16 protein-coding genes are annotated in these 20,706 nt (G+C 72.7%); 9 read left to right on the top strand and 7 right to left on the bottom strand.

The window, feature by feature from the left end:
• On the top strand, nucleotides 1–989 hold a 989-nt coding region (locus ETD85_RS63765; protein WP_170247183.1), incomplete at its 5' end, for a hypothetical protein.
• A gap of 50 nt (nucleotides 990–1,039) precedes the next feature.
• Here the strand turns inward: ETD85_RS63765 and ETD85_RS45260 are convergent.
• Nucleotides 1,040–2,593: a tetratricopeptide repeat protein gene (locus ETD85_RS45260; protein WP_138696030.1), complete on the bottom strand. Its 1,554-nt coding sequence runs from the start codon at nucleotides 2,591–2,593 to the stop codon at nucleotides 1,040–1,042.
• Nucleotides 2,583–3,692 carry a S1 family peptidase gene (locus tag ETD85_RS45255; protein WP_170247182.1) on the bottom strand — a complete coding sequence of 370 codons (1,110 nt, stop codon included), beginning with the start codon at nucleotides 3,690–3,692 and terminating at the stop codon, nucleotides 2,583–2,585. Before ETD85_RS45255 ends, ETD85_RS45260 begins: the two co-directional genes overlap by 11 nt.
• Before the next feature lie 137 nt (nucleotides 3,693–3,829).
• Between ETD85_RS45255 and ETD85_RS45250 the strand changes: the two genes are divergently transcribed.
• Nucleotides 3,830–4,129, top strand: a complete 300-nt coding sequence (locus tag ETD85_RS45250) for a trypco2 family protein (protein WP_138696028.1) — start codon at nucleotides 3,830–3,832, stop codon at nucleotides 4,127–4,129.
• Nucleotides 4,130–4,159: 30 nt separating this feature from the next.
• On the opposite strand, the gene ETD85_RS45245 is transcribed toward ETD85_RS45250, so the two are convergent.
• Entirely contained in the window at nucleotides 4,160–4,492 is a 333-nt protein-coding gene (locus ETD85_RS45245) for a hypothetical protein (protein WP_138696027.1), read from the bottom strand.
• Nucleotides 4,493–4,785: 293 nt separating this feature from the next.
• Nucleotides 4,786–5,250 (bottom strand): nucleoside 2-deoxyribosyltransferase domain-containing protein, encoded by a 465-nt coding sequence (locus ETD85_RS45240; RefSeq protein WP_170247181.1) that lies wholly within the window; start codon nucleotides 5,248–5,250, stop codon nucleotides 4,786–4,788.
• Nucleotides 5,251–5,387: 137 nt separating this feature from the next.
• Between ETD85_RS45240 and ETD85_RS45235 the strand changes: the two genes are divergently transcribed.
• The 7 genes from ETD85_RS45235 (at nucleotide 5,388) to ETD85_RS45205 (ending at nucleotide 14,742) form a co-directional block, all read left to right on the top strand.
• On the top strand, nucleotides 5,388–6,128 hold the full coding sequence (locus ETD85_RS45235; RefSeq protein WP_138696025.1) for a phytanoyl-CoA dioxygenase family protein: 741 nt from the start codon (nucleotides 5,388–5,390) through the stop codon (nucleotides 6,126–6,128).
• A 181-nt stretch (nucleotides 6,129–6,309) separates the two neighbouring features.
• On the top strand, nucleotides 6,310–7,908 hold the full coding sequence (locus ETD85_RS45230; RefSeq protein ID WP_138696024.1) for a glycoside hydrolase family 13 protein: 1,599 nt from the start codon (nucleotides 6,310–6,312) through the stop codon (nucleotides 7,906–7,908).
• A 100-nt stretch (nucleotides 7,909–8,008) separates the two neighbouring features.
• Nucleotides 8,009–9,613, top strand: a complete 1,605-nt coding sequence (locus ETD85_RS45225) for a S8 family peptidase (protein ID WP_138696023.1) — start codon at nucleotides 8,009–8,011, stop codon at nucleotides 9,611–9,613.
• On the top strand, nucleotides 9,613–10,419 hold the full coding sequence (locus tag ETD85_RS65080) for an RNA polymerase sigma factor (protein WP_206059281.1): 807 nt from the start codon (nucleotides 9,613–9,615) through the stop codon (nucleotides 10,417–10,419). The genes ETD85_RS45225 and ETD85_RS65080 overlap by 1 nt, the downstream gene beginning before the upstream one ends.
• Entirely contained in the window at nucleotides 10,419–10,916 is a 498-nt protein-coding gene (locus ETD85_RS45215; protein ID WP_138696022.1) for a hypothetical protein, read from the top strand. Before ETD85_RS65080 ends, ETD85_RS45215 begins: the two co-directional genes overlap by 1 nt.
• Before the next feature lie 16 nt (nucleotides 10,917–10,932).
• A complete protein-coding gene (locus ETD85_RS45210; RefSeq protein WP_138696021.1) occupies nucleotides 10,933–13,638 on the top strand; it encodes a CHAT domain-containing protein in 2,706 nt (901 codons plus the stop codon).
• Nucleotides 13,639–13,758: 120 nt separating this feature from the next.
• Nucleotides 13,759–14,742: an NAD(P)H-dependent flavin oxidoreductase gene (locus ETD85_RS45205; protein ID WP_138696020.1), complete on the top strand. Its 984-nt coding sequence runs from the start codon at nucleotides 13,759–13,761 to the stop codon at nucleotides 14,740–14,742.
• Here the strand turns inward: ETD85_RS45205 and ETD85_RS45200 are convergent.
• The 3 genes from ETD85_RS45200 to ETD85_RS45190 form a co-directional block, all read right to left on the bottom strand.
• The gene (locus ETD85_RS45200) at nucleotides 14,711–15,811 is read right to left on the bottom strand and encodes an NADH:flavin oxidoreductase/NADH oxidase (RefSeq protein WP_138696019.1); all 1,101 of its coding nucleotides are present in this window, start codon (nucleotides 15,809–15,811) and stop codon (nucleotides 14,711–14,713) included. The two genes, ETD85_RS45205 and ETD85_RS45200, sit on opposite strands and share 32 nt — an antisense overlap.
• Nucleotides 15,812–15,987: 176 nt before the next feature.
• On the bottom strand, nucleotides 15,988–18,282 hold the full coding sequence (locus ETD85_RS45195; RefSeq protein WP_240779849.1) for a SpoIIE family protein phosphatase: 2,295 nt from the start codon (nucleotides 18,280–18,282) through the stop codon (nucleotides 15,988–15,990).
• A gap of 19 nt (nucleotides 18,283–18,301) precedes the next feature.
• Nucleotides 18,302–20,706 (bottom strand): response regulator (locus ETD85_RS45190; protein WP_138696017.1); only part of this gene is annotated, 2,405 nt, incomplete at its 5' end.

The raw sequence follows: 20,706 nt of genomic DNA, 5'->3' as shown, positions 1-20,706 counted from the left end.
CGACGTCACCGCCTCCCACGGAGCCCCCGGTTCAGCGGCCGGAGCCGCGGATCGTCGCGCTCACCCCGGGCGACTACGAGGGAGGCTGCGCCGAGCCCATCGCCTACCAGGCCACCGGCCGCGTCTCGCTCCCCGCGGGCCCGGCGCGGAAGGTCACGTACTGGTGGATCCTGGACGGGGCCAAGTGGCAGCAGCAGGTGCTCGACTTCCCCGCCGGTGACCAGCCCCGCTCCCAGGACGTCTCGGCGTCGTGGAGCTTCGGGCCGTCGGACGACGGCGGTCACACGCTCGGTCTCATGACCGAGGGCGGCCCCGAGGAGCCGGTCGAGCGGGAGTTCTCCTTCGCCTGCGCCGAGGCCCCCGGGGACGCCCGGCTCACGTTCCACTACCTGCTGACGCCGGTGTACAAGGGCGTGTGCGACGGCTCCATCGGCCTGCGGGCGGACGGCCTGGTGATGACCGACCGCGTGGCCGAGGTCAAGTACCGCCTCGTCGTGGACGGCAAGCCTGGACCGATCAGGACGCAGACCCTCAAGCCCGGCGTCAAGAGCGTGATCGGCGACTTCTGGTACAGCTCCGCGCGGGCCAGCGGCACCGGCATCGCCCGGCTGGAGGTGCTCAACCACAACAAGGTGGTCAAGCAGGAGCCGTACAGTTTGACGTGCGTGGACAAGGACCCCTCGCCGGGGACCGTGCAAATCACCGAGATCTGGCCGGTCGCCTACTACGGCGACTGCGCCGACGCGCCGTACCTGACCGCCCACGGCGCGTTCGCCGCGGCGGCCGGGACCGAGATCACCTACCGCTGGATCATGGACGGCCGGCCGTCGTCGCCCTCGACGCACACCGTCGGGCAGAGCGGGATCCTGGAGGTGCAGGCCTGGAACTGGGAACGGCCGGAGCGCAAGGACGGAACGGTCACCCTCGAAGTGCTCAACCACAACAAACCCGTGGTGCAGGCCGCGTATCCGGTGACCTGCCGGCGGTGACCGGACGCCGGCACCGCCGCCCGCACCGAGGACGGCCGGGGCGCGAAGGGCTAGCGTGCGCGTAACCGGCTCAGCGCCTCGGTGGCGGCGCCTGCGATCTCGTCGTCCAGGGACTCGGACGCCAGCTCCAGCAAGGGAACAGCCCCGGCCACGTCCCCCGCTCTGATCCGCAGGACCCCGAGGTCCAGAGCGGCGGCCTCGCTCACGTCCTCGATCCGGGCCTCGACGAGGTCGAGGAGGTGGCGCTCCTGCGTGGCCGGGTCGCCCTGGCGTCCCTCCAGCCGCGCGAGCTCCAGCAGGGCCCGCGGGCCGTGCTCGGGGTGGCCGAGAGAGACGGCCTCGTCGAACGCCGGCCGGGCCGCCTGATCATCGCCGCTGCTCTGGTGAAGACGGCCGAGGGCCAGCAGGGCCCGCGACGCCGAGTCCAGGTCGGTGCCGGCCGCCACGTCCTGGTAGAGGGCGACGGCCTCGGCCGCGGACCCGGTACGGTCGAGGAGCACCGCGAGGTTGTACCTGGTGATGGGCATCGTCCCCGGCGCGGCGCCCTCGATCGCCCGGCGCAGGACCGGCAGCCCGTGCTGTTCGTGGCCGGTGTCGGCGAGGATGGCGCCGAGCCTGCCCAGCTCGTCCGGGCCGAGCGTGGCATCGGGCTCCGGCAGCGCCTCGCGGCGCTCGGCGGCGAAGACCTCGACCAGATCCCTCGGGTCGTAGCGGAGCTCCTCCGACTCCAGCCACTGCTCGAACTGCAGGGTCATGGTCTCGCGGTAGAACGACAGCTCCCACGTGGGACCGAGATGGACGATCGCGCGTTCGATCTCGCCGACGAGCATGCCGGCCCGGGCGGCCACGTACGGGTCCGGCAGGATCGGTTGCGTCGTGTCGCGCACCCGGGCGTACAACGTGGGCGGGCACAGGTCGGCGGGCGGGTCCGCCTCGGCGCTGTGCGTTCCGGCGGGCAGCAGGATCACCCAGACGTGGCTGTGACCGGCTTCCTGGAGCTCTGCCTCGGCCAGCGCCGCCTCGGCGACCTCCCGATCTCCAGCGGTGTGGGCGTAGCCGCTGAGCTCCCGGAAGAAGTGAGGGTCGTACAGCGGATGGGCGGCGCCGCGCAGGAGCACCTGGCAGGCGTCCACCTCGCGTCCGGCGTCGGCGTACTCCTTGGCCACGACGAGCAGATGGTGGTGCGCGCACATGGGGACGATGTGCGTCGCGGGAAGCAGCATCTCCATGGTGGCGCCCCCCAGAGCCAGGTCCAGCAGCCGGTGCAGGCCATCCAGGCCCACGACCACCTGGTAGGAGGAGTGCAATATCTCGGCGAGACGTTCCTCGGTGATCTCCTCGGCCAGGTCGTCCAGCAACTCCCGGAACTCCTCCAGAAGGGTCGGGCGATCGGCGTCGGCCACGAAGACCAGCAGGCTGGGCAGCAGGTCCACGATCAGCGGCGGGATGACGAAGTCTGCGGCGCCGCAGCTGCCGCAGACGACGCGCAGCCGGGCTTCGTCCCGCAGCCGGGAGGGGGAGATGTCCTCCCCGAGCGGCAGGTAGCGGCCTCCTTCGACGAGCTGGGCGTGGCCGCAGCCCGGGCACGTCCACTCAGTCGTCATCGCTGTCACCGGCCATGGCGTCACTGCCTTCGCGTACGAGCGCCGCGAGCCCTTCCTCGCTCTTGACGCGGAAGGCCAGCTCGACGGGCCCGAGGGAGCTCTCCTGGGGATCGCCGGAGCCCAGGCGGTGCCAGCCGATCACGAACTCCAGCCGGTAGCGCCATCCTTCGGGCGAGGTGACGCGCACCCGGTATCCCTCGGTCTCGCCCGGATCCAGGACGTGGTGCACGTCCAGCAGCTCGTGGGCGTCGAGGTGCGGGGTGAGCGCGAGATCGAGGTCGTACTGCTCGGGGACGCCCTCGGGGAGGCGATGATGCGGTCTGCGGACGGGGGACCGGTCGCGTACGAGAGCGCGGATGGAGGTCAGCTTCACCTTCTCGGAGGTCGCGTCGGTGACGGTGAACAGCACCTCTCCCGGCTTGCCGCCCGGCGACTCCTCTTTGACATGCCCGAGGTCGACGATCAGGCCCCGCGCGGCGCCGGGACCGGGCCAGCCGGCCGGGCCGGCGTGGAAGCGCTCGCCCGCGTCGAGGGCCTCAGGGAAGAGCCGGGCGACGGCGGCCGCCGGGACGCCCCACCCGCCGTGCGGATTGCCGGGATCGCGGCTGGTCTTGAGTATCCCGCAGACGCCGCCGGTGGCGAGGTTGAGCAGCGGGCCACCGCTCATGCCGGGCACCGCCTGCCCGCTCGCCAGCTTGAGCAGTGACCCGCCGTCGACCCGGTGCAGCCCTTCATAGGTGAACGTGGCCGGCTCCGCTCCCGGCAGCCGCGACCAGGTCCGGGTGTGGCCGATGGTGTGGATCCGGTCCTCCACCTGCGGCGGCTCGAGATCGAAGCGGACGCACTCGAGGTTGTCCGGCGCGCCGGGCACCTCGATCAGCGCGAGGTCGGGAAGGGGGAACGGCTCTCCGTCCGGCGCCTGGGCGGGGTGGCGGGCCGTGACCCTGCCCGCGAACACCTGGCCGCCCGTGACGATCCGGACGGACGGGCCGTCCTGCCGGCCGATCACATGGGAGCACGTCAGGACCAGGCCGGGGGCCACGAAGAATCCGGTCCCGCCGGCTCCCTTCGCCAGCACCCGTACGATCGAGCCTTCCATGGCGGCGATCAACCGGGCAGCCGTGAAGGGCGGGAGCATACGAGTGTCCAGGGAGATCACCGCTTTCCGCTGGGGGTGTGCTGACATGCTAATCCGCTGCGGCACGACGGCGGGCGACAGCCGTGAATAATCGGCGCATGACGAATGAACCCTGGATCGGGCTCGCGGACGCGGTCACCGGCATACGCCGCGAACTGCAGGCGGCCATGCAGGCCGGAGCCGGCGAAGCGCTGCGGTTCGAGGTGGAGGAGGTCGAGATCGACTTCGGGATGGAGCTGTCGAAGGAGGCGGGCGGATCGGCGGGCGTCAAGGTCTGGGTGCTGGAGGCGGGTGCCTCGGCGAGCGCCACCAGGGCCACCACCCACCATCTGACCGTGCGGCTCAAGCCGAGAACCGCGGCCGGGGGACCGGTGGACATCGCCGACGTGGAGGAGTGACGCGGCCGCTGACGCCCGCTGCCTGGACCATCACTCAATCCTGCGCCGGCGGCCTTTGCCACGTTTATCGTGCCTGCGGCGGACGGTGTCCGGCGCGGGGGCGGGAGGTGCGCCGAGCACCGCGTCGGGAAAGAGCCTCACCCAGTACCACGGCATGCCGCAGTCGTTCGCCTCGGCGGCGACCCCCTGACCACACGCCGCACAGTTCACGTTGGGGCCGTGCGGGTCCCAGCTGCAACATCCGAAACCCATGCCATCGGGGTTCGGATGGTGCTCCACCGCGATGAGATCGTCGACGTTCACCAGGATCGTCCCGCGCGGCCCCTCGTCCGCCACCAGCCGGTCGATCCCGGGAACGAACACCTGAACGGGGAGGGCTCGGGGTCGATGGCGAACCGGCCGCGCGGAATCAACTGCGGGGCGTCTTCGTGGAGCTCGCGCGGAGGCGGCCTGCGGGCGGGCTGGTAGCCGGTTTCCGCCAGGTCCAGAGTCACCGCCGTACCGCACCGGCTGCAGGTGAACATGACCATGACGAGACCCTAGCGCGAGGCCCCGTCAGCCACCCGGATATGTCATGCACATCCAACCGGCGGGGGGCCTGCACGCGCACCCGGTGATCGTTTCCGGTGCTGCTGGGGCGTGACCGGCGATACGCGTCAGCCGGTCAGCCGGTGTGCGGCGCTCAGGGTGTCGTCCAGGGTGGCGTGCACGATCTCGCCCGGCCGGGCCAGCCGGGTCTGCCACCGCACGTCCTCCACCCGCGGATAGCTCGGGTCCGCCCCGACGACGAGCCGGCGAGCCGGGTTGTCCAGGGCGGCGCCCAGCTCCAGCAGGGCGATCGGCTGCACGCTGCCGCCCGGCGGGAACCAGAACAGGGTGAGCACGCCGGGCAGGTGCAGGTGATGGTGCTCCCAGGCGATCTGGATCGGCGTCTGCGCGGGGTCGCCGATCGGGAAGTCTCGGCGGCGCGGGTTGAGCACGATCGCGGGCCGGCGCCGCAGCGCCGCCGCGGCCCGCCGCTGCCAGTCCTCGACCCCGGTGATGCCCCCGGCCAGGAACACCGCGGGCGGGTCGCCGGGAGCGGGCTCGTAGTAGTCCGGAGCCTCGTAGTAGGCGCGCACGGTCGTGCTCCTTTCGAGCGGCCCGGCGGGCGGGCTCCGGCTTGCGGGCGGGCTCTGGCTCGCGGACGTCCTGCCGCGGTATGCCATTCTCAGGGAACGCCGCAGGTGTGTGCACGTCGGATGGCAGGAGCGCGGGGATGAGCGACTCGTCGATGGCACGGTTCTACCGGGACAACGGCTACGTGCTGGTCAAGGGACTGCTGAGCAAGGCGGAGGCGCGGGCGTACCGGGAGGAGTGCCATGCGGTGCTGGCCAGGCTGCGCCACACGGAGGCCACCTGGGGGAGCGCGAGGGAGCTGGCCGGCCGGGTGACCGAGCTGCGGCACTGCCACGACGCGCAGTTCCACTCGGCCGCCTTCGCCCGGCTCATGGTGGATCCGCGCTTCACCGACGTGGCGGCGGCCCTGATGGGCTCGGAGAACGTCCAGCTCCACCACACCAAGATCTTCGTCAAGCCGGCGGAGAAGGGGTCGCCGTTCCCCATGCACCAGGACGCCGCCCACTTCCCGCACACCAGGCACACGCTCGGCGCGGCCATCTTCCACTTCGACGACGCGCCCGAGGAGAAGGGGTGCGTACGGGTGGTGCCGGGCAGCCACAGGGCCGGGCCGCTGCCGCACATCGAGGAGGGCGGCTGGCACCTGCCGCTGGACAGCTGGCCGCTGGAGGCCGCGGTGCCGGTCGAGGCCGAGGCGGGGGACGTCCTGTTCCTCTCCTATCTCACGGTGCACGGGTCGGGCGTGAACCGGGCGGCCGAGGCCCGCACAACCCTGCTCATCCAGTTCCGCGACCCCGAGGACCGGCCCGCCGACGACGTGCACCGCTCGCGTGGACAGGGGATGATGCTGCGCGGCGTCGACCCCACGGGAGATCGTTAGGCGGCAGGACAGCCCCGCCGGCCTGCGGTTCCCCGCCGGGCTGGGGTGAGGTGGGGTAGGCCAGGGGGCGGCCGGCGCAGGACGATGAACACTCCTCGGGCGCACGGCGCGTATCTGCTGGTCCTGCGCCATCTCCCGCACCGGCGGCAGCCGCCGGTGCCACCTGATCTGGGGGCCTTACATGACCGAGCTTGCCTATGCGGAGCGTCCCGCCGCCAGCGCCACCGGATGGTGGCGCGAGGCCGTGATCTACCAGGTGTACGTGCGCAGCTTCGCCGACGGCAACGGCGACGGCGTCGGAGACCTGCTCGGCGTCCGCAGCCGTCTGCGCTATCTCGCCGAGCTGGGTGTGGACGCCGTCTGGCTGACGCCGTTCTACACCTCCCCGATGGCCGACTTCGGCTACGACGTGGCCGACTACCGGCAGGTCGACCCGATCTTCGGCTCGCTGGCCGACGCCAAGGCGCTGATCGACGACGCCCACCGGCTGGGCCTGCGGATCATCGTCGACGTGGTCCCGAACCACACCTCCGACCGGCACGAATGGTTCGCCCAGGCCCTGCGCGAGGGGCCCGGCGGCCCGGCCCGCGACCGGTACGTCTTCCGTGAGGGCAGGGGCGACCTGCCACCCAACGACTGGGAGTCGGTCTTCGGCGGACCGGCCTGGACCAGGCTGCCCGACGGGCAGTGGTACCTGCACCTGTTCGCCCCGGAGCAGCCCGACCTCAACTGGGAGCACCCGGAGGTGCACGAGGAGTTCGCCGACATCCTGCGGTTCTGGCTCGACCTGGGCGTGGACGGCTTCCGGATCGACGTCGCGCACGGCATGGTCAAGGCCGAGGGGCTGCCCGACATCGGCCGTACGGGACAGGTCGAGATGATCGGCACCGCCGTGCTGCCCTTCTTCGACCAGGACGGCGTACACGAGATCCACCGGGCCTGGCGCCGGATCCTGGACTCGTACGGCGGGGAGCGGATCGGGGTCGCCGAGGCATGGGCGCCCACTCCCGAGCGGCTGGCCCTCTACGTCCGCGACGACGAGCTGCACCAGGCGTTCAACTTCCACTTCCTGGCCACCCCATGGGACGGGGCCGCCTTCCGCGAGGTGATCGACGCCTCGCTCGCCACGACCGCGCTGGTCGGCGCGCCCACCACCTGGGTGCTGTCGAACCACGACGTCAAGCGGCACGTCACCCGCTACGGCGGCGGCGAGACGGGGCTGCGCAGGGCCCGCGCCGCCGCGCTGCTGATGCTGGCCCTGCCCGGCTCCGTGTACGTCTACCAGGGCGAGGAGCTCGGCCTGCCCGAGGTGCTCGACCTGCCGGCCGAGCTGTGCCAGGACCCGCAGCGGCTGCGCGACCCCGACAGCGGCCGCGACGGCTGCCGGGTGCCGATGCCGTGGGCGGACCTCCAGCCGAGCCACGGGTTCAGCTTCCCGGCCGCGGACCCGAGCTGGCTGCCCATCCCGGCCGCGTGGGGGCCGCTCAGCGTCGACTCACAGCTGCGCGACCCCGCCTCGACGCTGCGGCTGTACCAGGCGGCGCTCCGGCTCAGGCGCGAGCTGGACGACCTCGGCGACGGCGCGCTGACCTGGCTCGACTCGCCGGAGGGGACGCTGGCGTTCGTCCGCGGAGACGTGGCCTGCGTGGTCAACCTGACCGGGCGGCCCGTCGAGAGTCCGGTGCGGGGAGAGGTACTGCTCGCCAGCACGGCCCCGGACGGCGGACGGCTGGCGGCCGACTCGACGGTCTGGTGGCGGCTCGCCGGGCCACCGTACTGACCAGGCCGCCGGCAACTGTGATGGTTCCGTTATCTGAGGTACGTATCGCAGCCGGGGAGCCGCCCTCGTAGGCCACAGAGGGAAGAACGGAGACGATGTTATGACCATCGACTACATCCCCGAACCGCCCACCGAGGGCGGGACAGAACAGTTCGGGCTGCCATGGCAGGGCATCACCCTTCCCCCGGCCGTCCTGGACCGGCACGGTGCCAGGATCCTCGACCCCTGGGCCGTCCCTCTGGACAAGGACGAGACCCCGCCGGACTCCACGGTCTACCGCGCGCGCGTGCTGCTGATCCCCGGCCAGGCGCTGGCCGCGCAGGAGTCGTCGAGCTGGATCGACGCGAACCTGTCCAGGCTCGGCGTACGGATCTCGCAGGACAGTGTCGACAACGCCCGGCGCAGGGACTACCCGGAGCAGCCGGTCTGGATGCCGGCCACGCTGGAGGCCACCGGAGATCTGCCGGACGTCGACCCGGACGCCTGGCGGGCGCTGCGCGAGCTGCGCAGGGCCTGCCGGGACCAGGCCGGCGGGGTGCCGCTGGAGGAGTTCGTGACCAGGGCGTCGCTGGACCACCTCTACGTCGGGTCCGGCGTCGACGGCATCGGCGCCGACCTGGGCGGCGCGCCGGCCACGAGCGGGCACGGCGTGATCGACGAGTCGGGCGTCCTCTCCCACGCCGGCTACGGCCGGATGCCGGTCACCCTGATGAGCGGCCCGCCGCGCCGCAGGTCGATCGAGGAGCTCGGCGGCGACCGGATCACCGTGGTCACCCTGGACACCGGCGTCGTACGCGACCACCCCTGGTTCAGGCCGTGGACCGACGATGACGCGTTCCTGACCGTGGACCCCCAGGGGCAGGCGATGATCGAGGCCGTGCACCCCACGCAGGGCGGCAGGCCGGTCGCCAGGCTCGTGGGCTTCGAGGACCTCGGCGAGCTGCCGAACCCGCTCGTCGGCACCCTCAACACCCACACCGGCCACGGCCTCATGATCGCCGGGCTGATCGCCCAGCTCGCGCCGGACGCCAGAGTCCTGATGTACAAGGTCATGCACGACGACGGCATCGTGCCGGGCGAGGCGGTGCACGCCGCGGTCGACCGCCTGCTGGACCGGATGAGGTCCGGCTTCACCGTGGACGTCCTGTGCCTGGCCTTCGGCGGCTTCGCCGAGACCGGGCAGGGCACGCAGGCCATGCAGGCGCTGTTCGAGAAGGTCAACGAGCTGCGGGCGCGCGGCGTCATCGTGGTGAACGCGGCCGGGAACTACTCGACGACCAGGCCGTTCTATCTCGCGGCCCACTCCGACACGGTCGTGCCGAACGGCCCGCCGCTGGCGCCCATGCTCGGCGTCGCCGCGAAGAACCCCGACGACACGATCGCGATCTTCAGCAACGAGAACCCGGCCGTCCGGTGGCGCGCGCCCGGCGCGATGCTGGTCAGCACGTTCCCGCCGAACGTGCAGGGCGCCCAGAGCGCCGCGCTCACCAACGGGCGGCGGACCTCGCTCGACGGCGACTCGACCAGCCCGTTCAGGAGCTGGAGCGGCACCTCGTTCGCCGCGCCCATCGTGGCCGGGGTCATCGCCGCGCGGCTGACCGCGACGGTGAACCAGGTGAACGTCGATCGCATGCGGCGAGCCCACGACACCATCCAGCAGATGATCAGCGAAAAGGTGATCCGCCCGGAAATCACCCCCATCTGATGATGACCAAGGACCCCGCCTTGAATCCCGCCGTCGATCCCACCGTCAATCCCGCCGTCGATCCCACCGTCAATCCCGCCGTCGATCCCACCGTGGGGCCCGTCGGGTCCCCGGCGGACCCCATCGTGGATCCCGTCCCCGCCGTGGATCCCCCAGTGGGCCCCGCAGTAGGCCCCGCAGCGGGCTCCGCTGTGGGCTCCGGAGTCGGTCCCGCACCCGGCCGGGCGCCGGCCGGTCGCGGCAGCGAGCGCCGCGACCGGCTGGCGGCCCTGCTCCTCGACGCCCGCGCGGGCAGGAGCGGCGCGCTGGACGCCATCGTCGCCGAGCTCACGCCGATGCTCTGGCACACGGCCAGGAACCAGGGCCTGAGCCCGGAGGCCGCGGAGGACGTCATCCAGACCACCTGGCTGATCCTGCTGCGCCACCTGAACGACATCGCCGCTCCGGGCGCGCTGATCGAATGGCTGGTCACCACGACCCGCCGCGAGGCGTGGCGGGCCGGCGCGGCCGCGCGCAAGGCCGACCTGCCCGGCGACGACACGTTCGACGACCTGCCCGACGGCGTGCTGTCGCCGGACGAGCTGCTGATGGACGACGAGCGGCGGCGCACCCTCTGGAGGGCGGTCGAGAAGCTGCCCCAGCGGTGCGGCGAGCTGCTCAGGATCATCGCCTTCGTGCCGCGGCCGCACTACGACGCCGTGGCCGCCGCGCTGGGCATGCCGATGGGCAGCATCGGCCCCACGCGCGGCCGATGCCTCGCGAAGCTGCGCCGCCTGCTCGCGATGGACCCGGAATGGAGCCCGTGATGAACGGTGCCGATGGGGAGAGCGTGGCCGGCTTCACCGCCGAAGATCAGCGCCTCATTGACGACATGGCGGACGTGTATCGCCGGATCGACCCCGTCCCGGCGACGCTGGTCGAACGCCTGCAGTTCGCTCTGGCACTGGAGTCGCCGGAGTTCGAGATCCTGCGGCCGCACGAGGACAGCGGGCTCGCCGCCGGGGTCCGGGGCGGTGAGGACAGCCGTACGATCACCTTCGACAGCGAGATCCTCACGATCATGATCAGCGTGAGCGCGCGCGACGAGCACGCCGTGCGCGTGGACGGCTGGCTCGCCCCGCCCGGCGACCACCTGGTGGAGCTGCGCACGAGCGACGGGCCGCACACCGTCAGGGCCGACGACCAGGGGAGATTCGTCCTCGACGTGGTGCCGCGCGGGCTGACGCAGCTCGTGGTGAGACAGGGACTGGACGATCCGGCGCGGGCGGCGATACTGGCGGTGACTCCCTCACTCATTCTCTGACCCGCGCGAGGCCGTATTGGCGGACGACGAACGGGCAGCCGCCCTCCGCGAGCGGATCGAGCGGCTGCACAGGTCCAGCGTAGAGGCGACCGACAACGGCCGCCCGGCGCTGGCCGCGCGCCGGCTGCGCCAGGCCCTCGCCCTGCTCGGCCGGCCCGCCACGCCGGCCCGGTCCGGCGTCTCTGGGGACGGTACGCCCACGGAAGGGGCCCCCAGCGACGACACCACCGGCGCCGGGGCCGCCGCGTCCGGGTGGGATGACCTGCTGGCGCGGCTGCTGACCAGCCTGGCGCACGCGGAGGCCGAGCGGGGCCGGACCGAGCTCGGGCTCAGCCTGCTCGACGAGGCCCAGCGCTGCGCGCCGCCGCCGGAGCTGGCCATCGTGCACGCCCAGCGCGGCCTCCTCCTCCTGCGCCTGGGCTCCAACGCCGAGGCGCTGCGGGAGCTGGATCTCGCCGCGCCCATGCTCTTCGACCACGACCGGGTGGAGCTGGCCAGGGTGCTGCTCAACCGGTCGGTCATCCACCTCTCGACCGGCCGGATCCGCCAGGCCAGGGACGACGCGCACAGATCCGCGCAGATCGCCCACGCCCTCGGCCACGACGTGCTCGCCGCCAAGGCCCTGCACAACGACGGCTACTGCGACCTGCTGCTGGGCGACGTGCCGGCGGCGCTGTCGGTGTTCGCCCGGGTGGAGCCGCTCTACCGGGAGGCCAACCCGGGCTTCCTGCCGGTGCTCGCGCTCGACCGGGCCAGGGCGCTGCTGGCCGTGGGGCTGACCGACGAGGCCGGCCGCACCCTGGACCAGGCCATCGACGGCTTCCGCAAGCAGCGGCTGCTGCAGGACTACGCCGAGGCGGAGCTGGCCCGCGCCCAGTGCGCGCTCGACGCCGGACGCGTCGCCGAGGCCCGGGACTGGGCCAGGCGCGCGGAGTCGCACTTCTGGCGCAGGGGCAGCACGGCCTGGGCCCTGCGCGCCGCCCTCATGCGCCTGCGCGGCGACTACGCCCAGGCGACCGGCCCGGACTCGGAGCCCGCGCGTCGGGGCGGCTCCGGTGCCGGGGCCGGGGACGCGCCGCGTGGCGGGTTCGGGCGGGCAGCCCGGCCGGGGCTGGTGGCCGCGCGGGCGGCGGAGCTGTCCGGCCGGTTCGCCGGGCTGGACATGCAGGGCGAGGCCGAGATGGCCCGGCTGGTCTCGATCAGGGCGCTCATCGCGGCCGGCCGCGTGAAAGAGGCGGCGGCAGCGGCGGCGACGAGCCCGGCGGCCCAGCGTGCGCCGCTGGACGTACGCCTCATGCGCCACCTCACGACGGCCGAGCTGGCGGGCGCGCACGGGCAGCGCGGCCAGGCCCTGCGCAAGGTGCGTTCGGGCCTCGCCCTCATCGACTCGCACCGCGGCCGGCTGGGCAGCCTCGACATGCTCACCGGCGTGACGGCGCTCGGCGCCGACCTGGCCGCGTACGGCCTCACCACGGCCCTGGCCGGCGGCTCGGCACGCAACGTGTTCGCCTGGTCGGAGCGCTGCCGCGCGCAGGCCTTCCGCTACCGCCCGCCGCACGCCCCCGAGGACGAGCAGACCGCCGAGGCGCTGGCCGAGCTGCGCCAGCTCGCCCAGCAGATGCACGCCGACGAGGCGGCCGGGCGGCGCAGACCGGAGCTGCGCCGGCGATGCCTGGAGCTGGAGCAGGTCATCAGGGAACGCGGCTGGCAGCTGCCCGGCGTGGCCGCGGGCCTGGGCCAGGCCCCCACGGGCGCGGTCGAGGAGGCGCTGGCGGCCGACGACTCCGCGCTGGTCAGCCTGTTCGCCGTCGGGGGCGCCCTGCTGGCGCTGGTGCTCGTACGCGGCCGGTGCCGCCTGTACGAGCTCAGCGCGTACGAACCGGTCGCCGAGGCCGCGCGGCGGCTGGCGGGAGACCTCAACGCCCAGGCCGGGCGCAACCTGCGACCGGCGATGAAAGCCGTGATCGAGGCGTCCGTGCAGCGGCAGCTCGGCGTCATCGAGGACGCGGTGATCGCGCCCCTGCGGGCCGGGCTGGCCGGAACCCGCGGGATCGTGCTCGTCCCGACCATGGCCCTGTCCGCGGTGCCCTGGGGCCTGCTGCCCGGGCTGCGCGGCCGGCCGCTGGTGGTGGCGCCGTCCGCGCTGGTGTGGCTGTCGGCCAGGCGGGTCCGCGAGCCGTACGCGCCCGAGGGGGTCTCCTCGGTGCTCGTCGCCGGGCCCGATCTCGACCACGCGGAGACGGAGGTCGAGCAGCTCGGGGCCGTGCACCCCAAGGCGCGCCGGCTCAGGGGCGGGCTGGCCACGGTGTCGGCCACCCTTGAGGCGCTCGACGGCGCCTCCTTCGCCCACTTCGCCGCGCACGGGCACCACGAGCGCGAGAACGTGCTCTTCTCCCGCCTGGACCTGGCCGACGGCCCGCTCATGGCCTACGACCTGCAGCGGCTCGGCAAGGCGCCGGGCCACGTCGTGCTGTCGGCGTGCGACGTGGGACAGGCCGTGGTCAGGGCGGGCGACGAGCTGCTCGGGTTCACCGCGGCGCTGCTCTACCTCGGCACCTCCACCGTCATCTCCAGCCTGACCAGGGTGCCCGACAGCGTGGCCGAGCAGGTCATGATGGCCTACCACAGGCAGGTCGCCCGCGGCGCGAGCCCGGCCGACGCGCTGGCGGCCGCCTCGGCCGGCGAGCCCACCGCCACGTTCGTGTGCTTCGGAGCGGGCTGAGCCCGCGAGAAAGTCCTTCGGAGCGGGCTTGAACGTGCCGGAAGCTCCTTCGGAGCGGGCTTGAACGTGCTGGCGGGTCCCTCGAAGCGGGCTGAACGCGACAGAAGGCATGATGCAGGCATGACGTTGTCAACGGTGTTCACGGAGATGCTGGGGGTGCGGCACCCGATCGCGCTGGCGCCGATGGGCGGGTCGGCCGGTGGCGCGCTGGCCGCGGCCGTCTCCCGCGGTGGCGGGTTCGGCCTCCTGGGCGGCGCGTACGGGGACCCGGAATGGCTGGCACGCGAGGTGCCGATCGTCGCGGCCACGAAAGGGCCGTGGGGAGTCGGGTTCCTGACCTGGGGGATCGATCTCGCCGCGGTGGAGCTGGCGCTCAGCTACGGCCCCAGCGCCGTGATGCTGTCCTTCGGCGACCCGAGCCCGTACGCGGAGCGGGTCCGCCGGGCAGGGGCGCTGCTGATCCTCCAGGTCACCGATCTGGAGGAGGCCAGGCAGGCCGCGGACCTCGGCGCGGACGTGATCGTGGCGCAGGGGACCGAGAGCGGCGGGCACGGAGCGGCGCGCGGGCGGTCCACCCTGCCGTTCGTGCCCGCCGTGGTGGATCTCGTGGCTCCGGTGCCCGTGCTGGCGGCGGGCGGGATCGCCGACGGACGCGGTGTGGCGGCGGCGCTCGTGCTGGGCGCCGCCGGAGCGCTCGTCGGCACCCGCTTCCAGGCCACCACCGAGGCCCTGGTCGATCCCTCGATCACCAAGGCGATCCTCGGGGGACGTGGCCAGGACACCGAGCGGAGCACCGTGCTGGACATCGCGCGAGGCTCCGGGTGGCCGTCGAAATACCCGGCCCGCACCCTCGGCCACCCCTATCTCGATCGCTGGCGCGGCCGGGAGGCCGAGCTCGCCGCCGATCCCCAGGCCCGTCAGGACTACCAGGACGACGTAGCCCGCGGCGCGATCCCCCCGCTGCCGGTCTGGGCGGGCGAGGCCGTCGATCTCATCACCGACCTGCCCTCGGCGGAGGACCTGGTCGCCGCGATGGCCGCCCAGGCCGAGGACGCGCTGACCCGCTGGACGGTCAGGCGCGGTGGTACTGAACGGGGGTGTTGACCTGGCCTCCGAGCTCCTCTGCCGCCCGGCGGGCCCAGGACGGGTCGCGCAGGAGCTCGCGGCCGAGGAGGACGGCGTCCGCCTGGCCCGAGGTGATGATCTCCTGGGCCTGAGCGGGATCGGTGATCAGGCCGACCGCCGCCGCCGGGATTCCCGCTTCGTTGCGGACCTGCTCGGCGAAGGGCACCTGGTAGTGGGGACCCGCCACGATCTTGGCGCCGGGGGCGATGCCGCCGGTGGAGACGTCCATCAGGTCCACGCCGCGGGCGTGCAGCTCCTTGGCGAGCCGGACGGTGTCGGCGGCGGTCCAGCCGTCGCGGTCATCCTCGGGGTTCTCGGTGAGCCAGTCGGTGGCGGAGACGCGGAAGAAGATCGGCAGCTCCTCGGGCCACACCGCGCGCACGGCGTCGACGACCTCCAGAGCGAAGCGGGTCCGGCCCTCGAACGAGCCGCCGTACTCGTCGGTGCGGTGGTTGCTGTGCGGGGAGAGGAACTGGTGGATGAGGTAGCCGTGGGCGCCATGGAGCTCGGCGACCTCGAAGCCGGCCTCCAGGGCGCGCCGGGCGGCGTCGGCGAACTGCTGGACGATCCCGCGGATGCGGTCCGCGGTGAGCTCCTCGGGCGTGGTCGACGCGGGAGTGAAGGGGATCGCGCTGGGGGCCAGCGGAGTCCAGCCGTACGGCTCGTCCGGGCTGATCGGGCGCCCGCCCTCGACCCAGGTGCGCTCGGTGGACGCCTTGCGTCCGGCATGGCCGAGCTGGATCGCGGGGACGGTGCCCTGCGACTTCAGGAACGCCGTGACGCGCTGGAACGCGGCCACCTGGGTGTCGTTCCAGATGCCCAGGTCATAGGGGGAGATCCGGCCCTCGGGGCTGACCGCGGTAGCCTCGGTGACGATCAGGCCGGTCCCTCCGGAGGCGCGCGCGGCGAGATGGGCGAAATGCCAGTCCGTCGGGACGCCCACCGTCTCACCTTCCGGCTCCGCACTGTACTGGCACATCGCCGCCATCCAGATCCGGTTGGGTATGGTCAGCGTCCTGAGGGTGACCGGGGTGAACAGGGAGGCCATGCCGAAACTCCTGGGTCGCGCCTGAGGGGTCGGCCGCCGGGCGGGAGGCGCGTCACCCGCACGCGACGAGAGCGATATTGATTGCAGTCGCTGGCTATTCATACATGCCGATAACCGGCGCATGCAATTATAGGGCCGCGGGAAACCTGAGGAGCTCCCGGGGGAGGCCGGCCAGGTCAGCTCAGGTGGACGCCGATCAGGCAGGTGTCGTCGTCGGTGTCGGAGTTGCAGTGGGTGAGCAGGTCGTCGAGCCGGTGGTCGAGCGTGGCGGAGGTGCGCCTGGCGATGTCGAGCAGCCGGTCCTGGGCATGGCGCAGGTTGTGGTCGCGGCGCTCGATGAGCCCGTCGGTGTAGAGCAGCAGCGTGTCCTTGGCCTGGAGCTGCAGCTCGCCCTCCTCGTAGCGCGCGTCGGTGAACGCCCCGAGCAGCGGTCCCCTGACCATGGGCAGCTCGGCTCCCTCCTCCTCGCGCAGCAGGATCGGCGGCAGGTGCCCGGCCCGGGCCCAGCGCAGCATGCGGCTGGGCGGGTCGTACAGGCCGCAGACGGCGGTCGCGGTCAGCCGGTTGGCCAGGTGGTGGGCGACCATGTTGAGCCAGGCCATGAGCTGGGCCGGCCCGGCCCCGGTGGTGGCCAGGCCGCGCAGCGCGTTGCGCAGGACGACCATGCCGGTGGCGGCCTCGACCCCGTGCCCGGCCACGTCGCCCACCGACAGCAGGATCTGGTCGTTCGGCAGCGCGACGGCGTCGTACCAGTCGCCGCCGACCAGGTGTTCCTTCTGCGCGGGCCGGTAGCGGACGGCGATGTGCAGCCCGAAGGACTCCATCGTGCCGTGCGAGGGCGGCATGATGGCGTGCTGCAGCTGCAGGGCCAGGCGGTTGCGCTCGGCGGACTGCTGCTCGGTGTGGGCGAGCTGGTCGCGGGTGACGGAGAGCGCGACCTCCGTCCAGTGCTGGGAGGAGATGTCCTGGTACGCGCCCCGGATCGCCATGAACTGCCCATCCGGCCCGAAAACCGGCTCGGCCACCACGCGCATGTGCCGGGCCACCCCGTCGAGCCGCCGCAGCCGGAACGCGGTGGCGGCGAAGCGCCGGTGATGCAGCACCGTGCGCAGGAAACGGCCGATGGGGACCTCGTCGTCCGGGTGGGCGTGGTCGCGCAGCCGTTCGAGCGGGATCGGCCGGTCGTCCGGCGACATGCCGTACACCGAGAAGAGCTGGGCGTTCCAGGTGATCTCGCCGGTCAACGCGTTCTCCTCGAAGCCGCCGATGCGGCCGAGCCGCTGGGCGTGCTCCAGGATCCCGGCCAGCCGGGCGCCCTCGTCGTGGTCGCGCCACACGAGCAGCACGCACTCGGCGTGCCGGGTGACGCTGACGTCGGCCACGCCCGTGGAACTCAGGCCGAGCGGCATCCGTTCGGCGCGGAAGGCTTCGCCGGTGGCCAGCACCTGCTCGATGCGCGCGAACAGCCCGCCGGCCGCCAGCGGGAACGCCTCCAGCAGCAGCCCCCCCGGCACGAGCGGGTAGGCCTCCAGCAGCAGCCGCTCGCCGTCGGTCAGCCGCTCGTTGGCGTGCTGGATGCGGAAGTCGGCCAGGTCGCCCTGGGCGTTCGTGTGCGCCCGCAGCACCAGGGCCGGATCGGGCAGGGCGTCGGCCAGATCGACGATCTCGGCGAGGGCGGGGCCGTCCTGCCCGAGCGGCGCGAAGGGCGCGTCCAGCGTGTGCGCGCACAGCTCGGCCAGGGCGTCGATCTGCCGCTCGATCCGCGGTGGCCGGGGCGGCAGCGCCTGCGGCCAGCAGATCTCCAGCACGCCCAGCACCCGCCCGCCGGTGATCATGGGGGCGGTGACCCGGCCGCCGCGCGAGGACTGCCGCCCGATGGAGGGCAGGCCGGTGTCGGCGTGCCAGATCGTCCGGCGCTCGACCATGGCCCGGGTGGCCGGCGTGACCACGCCGGGCGGCACGTGGTGCCACCGCCTGGCCTCCTCGGGCCCGAACCCCGCGTACCCGGCGAGGGTGAGGCAGCTGTCCGGGCCCGCCGCCCACACCGCCACCGCGGTCGCGCCCAGCGGGGACAGCGCGTGCTCCACCAGCGAGCGCGCCACCGCCTGGGTGTCGCTCGCCCCGAGCGCGGCGTTCTCGGTGGCGCGCAGCCAGACCGAGGCGCCGGACTCGGTCTGGGCGACGTCGCTGATCCGGTCGCGGGCGGCCTGGTTGACCACGTCGGCGGCCAGTTCGAGCTGCGGCACGCCGGCCTTGCCGGCCAGCGAGGCGAGCTGGCCGGCCGCCTGCGCCGGCCCGCAGCTCAGCCGCTCCATGAGCACGCCCTTGGCCAGCTCGATCAGGGCGCGGTCGTCGGCGGCGCGGCGGGTCCGCTCGACCTCCCGCCGCAGCCGCTCGACGGTGTCCGCCAGGCGGCCGAGGTCACGGTCGCCGGTGCCTCCGGCGGGCGGGTCGTCTGCGGGGGTGTGCACGTCACCGCTCCTCACGAGATCACGCCGGGTTCATCCAGTGCTGGATGCGTTCGATGAGATGGTCGGCGTCCACCGGCTTGGTCACGTAGTCGCTGGCGCCCGCCGCGAGGCTCTTCTCCTGGTCACCCGGCATCGCCTTGGCGGTGACCGCGATGATCGGCAGGTCGGCGTACTGCTGCATCGACCGGATCGTCTCCGTCGCGGTGTAGCCGTCCATCTCCGGCATCATCACGTCCATCAGGATCAGGCCGGTCTCCGGGTGGGCGGTCAGCGCGTCGATGCCCTTGCGGCCGTTCTCCGCGTGCAGCACGTTGATGCCGTGGATCTCCAGCATGCTGGTGAGCGCGTACAGGTTGCGGGCGTCGTCGTCGATCACCAGCACGGTGAGGCCGGCGAGGGTGTTGTCGATCTCCCGCCCTTCCGCCGCGCCCACGCTCTCCGCCCTGACCAGGGGCAGCACGTCACCAGGCTGGTCGGCGGTCAGGTGCAGCGCGATGCGCTCGCGCAGCTCGTCGAGGCTGGAGAGCAGTTCGAGCGGCTGGTTGCCGAGCCGCACCTCCTGCTGCGGGTGGGAGCGCCAGTTGTTGTACGCCAGCACCGGCACCCCGTGCAGCCGCTGGTCGCCGTCCATCGACTCCAGCAGCTGGTACGCCGACATATCCGGCATGTCGAGATCCAGCACGATGCAGTGGCACGGTTCGCCGGCCAGCAGGCGCGTCGCCTCCTCGCTCCCGGCCGCCGCGACCACCTCGATGGTCCCGCCCAGGTCGTGCGCGTTCGCCAGGTCCCCGACGACGCTCTCGGCGACCAGCGACAGCAGGCCGTGCGCGCGTTCCTCGATCACCAGCAGCCGCCGCGGCGTCACCATCGTGCCCGAGGAGATCTGCGCCTGCTCGCCGGAGTCCGGCGGCGTCATGTCGAACCCCGGCCGCGCTACCGGCAGGTACAGCGTGAACACGCTGCCCTGCCCCGGCGTGCTCTGCGCGGTGATGGCGCCGCCGAGCAGGTAGGCGATCTCACGGCAGATCGACAGGCCCAGCCCGGTGCCGCCGTACTTGCGGCTGGTGGTGCCGTCGGCCTGCTGGAACGCCCCGAAGATCACCTCCAGCTGCTGCTCGGCGATCCCCACCCCGGTGTCCAGGACCCGCAGCGCGATGGCCGGGCCGTGCGGGCGTACCGAAGCGGGCAGCTCGGCGGCGGCGGCCGGTTCGATGCGCAGCTCCACGCTGCCCGTCTCGGTGAACTTGACCGCGTTCGACAGCAGGTTGCGCAGCACCTGGCGCAGCCGGGAGTCGTCGGTGAGCAGGTCGGCCGGCACGCCCGGCGCGGTGGTGACGCGGAAGGACAGGCTCTTCTGGCTGGTCATCGGCCGGAACGTGGCCTCGACGTAGTCCAGCAGCGGGCGTAGCTGCACCCATTCGGGGTTGATGTCCATCTTGCCGGCCTCGACCTTGGACAGGTCGAGGATGTCGTTGATGAGCTGGAGCAGGTCCGAGCCGGCCGAGTGGATGATGCCGGCGTACTCGACCTGCTTCGGCGTGAGGTTGCGGGTGTGGTTCTGGGCCAGCAGCTGGGCCAGGATGAGCAGCGAGTTGAGCGGGGTGCGCAGCTCGTGGCTCATGTTGGCGAGGAACTCGCTCTTGTACGTGGAGGCGAGCGACAGCTGGTGCGCGCGGTCCTCCAGCTCCTGGCGGGCCTGCTCGATCTCCAGGTTCTTGGTCTCGATGTCCTGGTTCTGGCGGGCCAGCAGCGTCGCCTTCTCCTCCAGCTCGGCGTTGGAGCGCTGCAGCTCGTCCTGCTGGTTCTGCAGCTCCTCCGAGCGGGTCTGCAGCTCGACCGCCAGCCGCTGGGACTCCATCAGCAGCTCGTCGGTGCGCGCGTTGGCCACGATCGTGTTGAGGTTGACGCCGATCGTCTCCATGAGCTGGTCCAGGAACGCCCGGTGCACCGGCGTGAACGCCTGCACCGAGGCCAGCTCGATCACGCCGAGCACCTGCTCCTCCACCACGATCGGCAGCACGATCACCGAGGCGGGGTCGGTGTGGCCGAGCCCGGAGGAGATCGTGATGTAACCGGGCGGCAGGCCCGTCATCGCGATGGTCCTGCGGCTGCGCGCCGCCTGCCCGACCAGCGCCTCGCCGAGCTTGAACCGGGTCGGCCGCCCCGGGGTCGCCGGATAGCCGTAGGCGCTGATGAGCTGCAGCTCGCTCTCCTCGGCCAGGAAGAACGCGCCGTACTGGGCCGAGACCAGCGGCGCCAGCTCGTTCATCACCAGCTCCGCCACCGTGGCCAGGTCCCGGTGGCCCTGCATGAGCCCCGACATGCTGGCCAGGTTGGACTTCAGCCAGTCCTGCTGCTCGTTGGCGCTGGTGGTCTCGCGCAGCGACTTCACCATCGAGTTGATGTTGTCCTTCAGATCCGCCA

The sequence above is a fragment of the Nonomuraea zeae genome, from assembly GCF_005889725.1.
Lineage (GTDB): Bacteria > Actinomycetota > Actinomycetes > Streptosporangiales > Streptosporangiaceae > Nonomuraea > Nonomuraea zeae.
This window is presented reverse-complemented; position numbering and strand designations above follow the sequence as displayed.

Coding starts and splice junctions, on each gene's coding strand:
- ETD85_RS45235 (WP_138696025.1), top strand. CDS start 5,388: ATGAGCGACTCGTCGATGGCACGGTTCTACCGGGACAACGGCTACGTG.
- ETD85_RS65080 (WP_206059281.1), top strand. CDS start 9,613: ATGATGACCAAGGACCCCGCCTTGAATCCCGCCGTCGATCCCACCGTC.
- ETD85_RS45260 (WP_138696030.1), bottom strand. CDS start 2,593: ATGACGACTGAGTGGACGTGCCCGGGCTGCGGCCACGCCCAGCTCGTC.
- ETD85_RS45255 (WP_170247182.1), bottom strand. CDS start 3,692: ATGGAAGGCTCGATCGTACGGGTGCTGGCGAAGGGAGCCGGCGGGACC.
- ETD85_RS45205 (WP_138696020.1), top strand. CDS start 13,759: ATGACGTTGTCAACGGTGTTCACGGAGATGCTGGGGGTGCGGCACCCG.
- ETD85_RS45230 (WP_138696024.1), top strand. CDS start 6,310: ATGACCGAGCTTGCCTATGCGGAGCGTCCCGCCGCCAGCGCCACCGGA.
- ETD85_RS45215 (WP_138696022.1), top strand. CDS start 10,419: ATGAACGGTGCCGATGGGGAGAGCGTGGCCGGCTTCACCGCCGAAGAT.
- ETD85_RS45225 (WP_138696023.1), top strand. CDS start 8,009: ATGACCATCGACTACATCCCCGAACCGCCCACCGAGGGCGGGACAGAA.
- ETD85_RS45200 (WP_138696019.1), bottom strand. CDS start 15,811: ATGGCCTCCCTGTTCACCCCGGTCACCCTCAGGACGCTGACCATACCC.
- ETD85_RS45250 (WP_138696028.1), top strand. CDS start 3,830: ATGACGAATGAACCCTGGATCGGGCTCGCGGACGCGGTCACCGGCATA.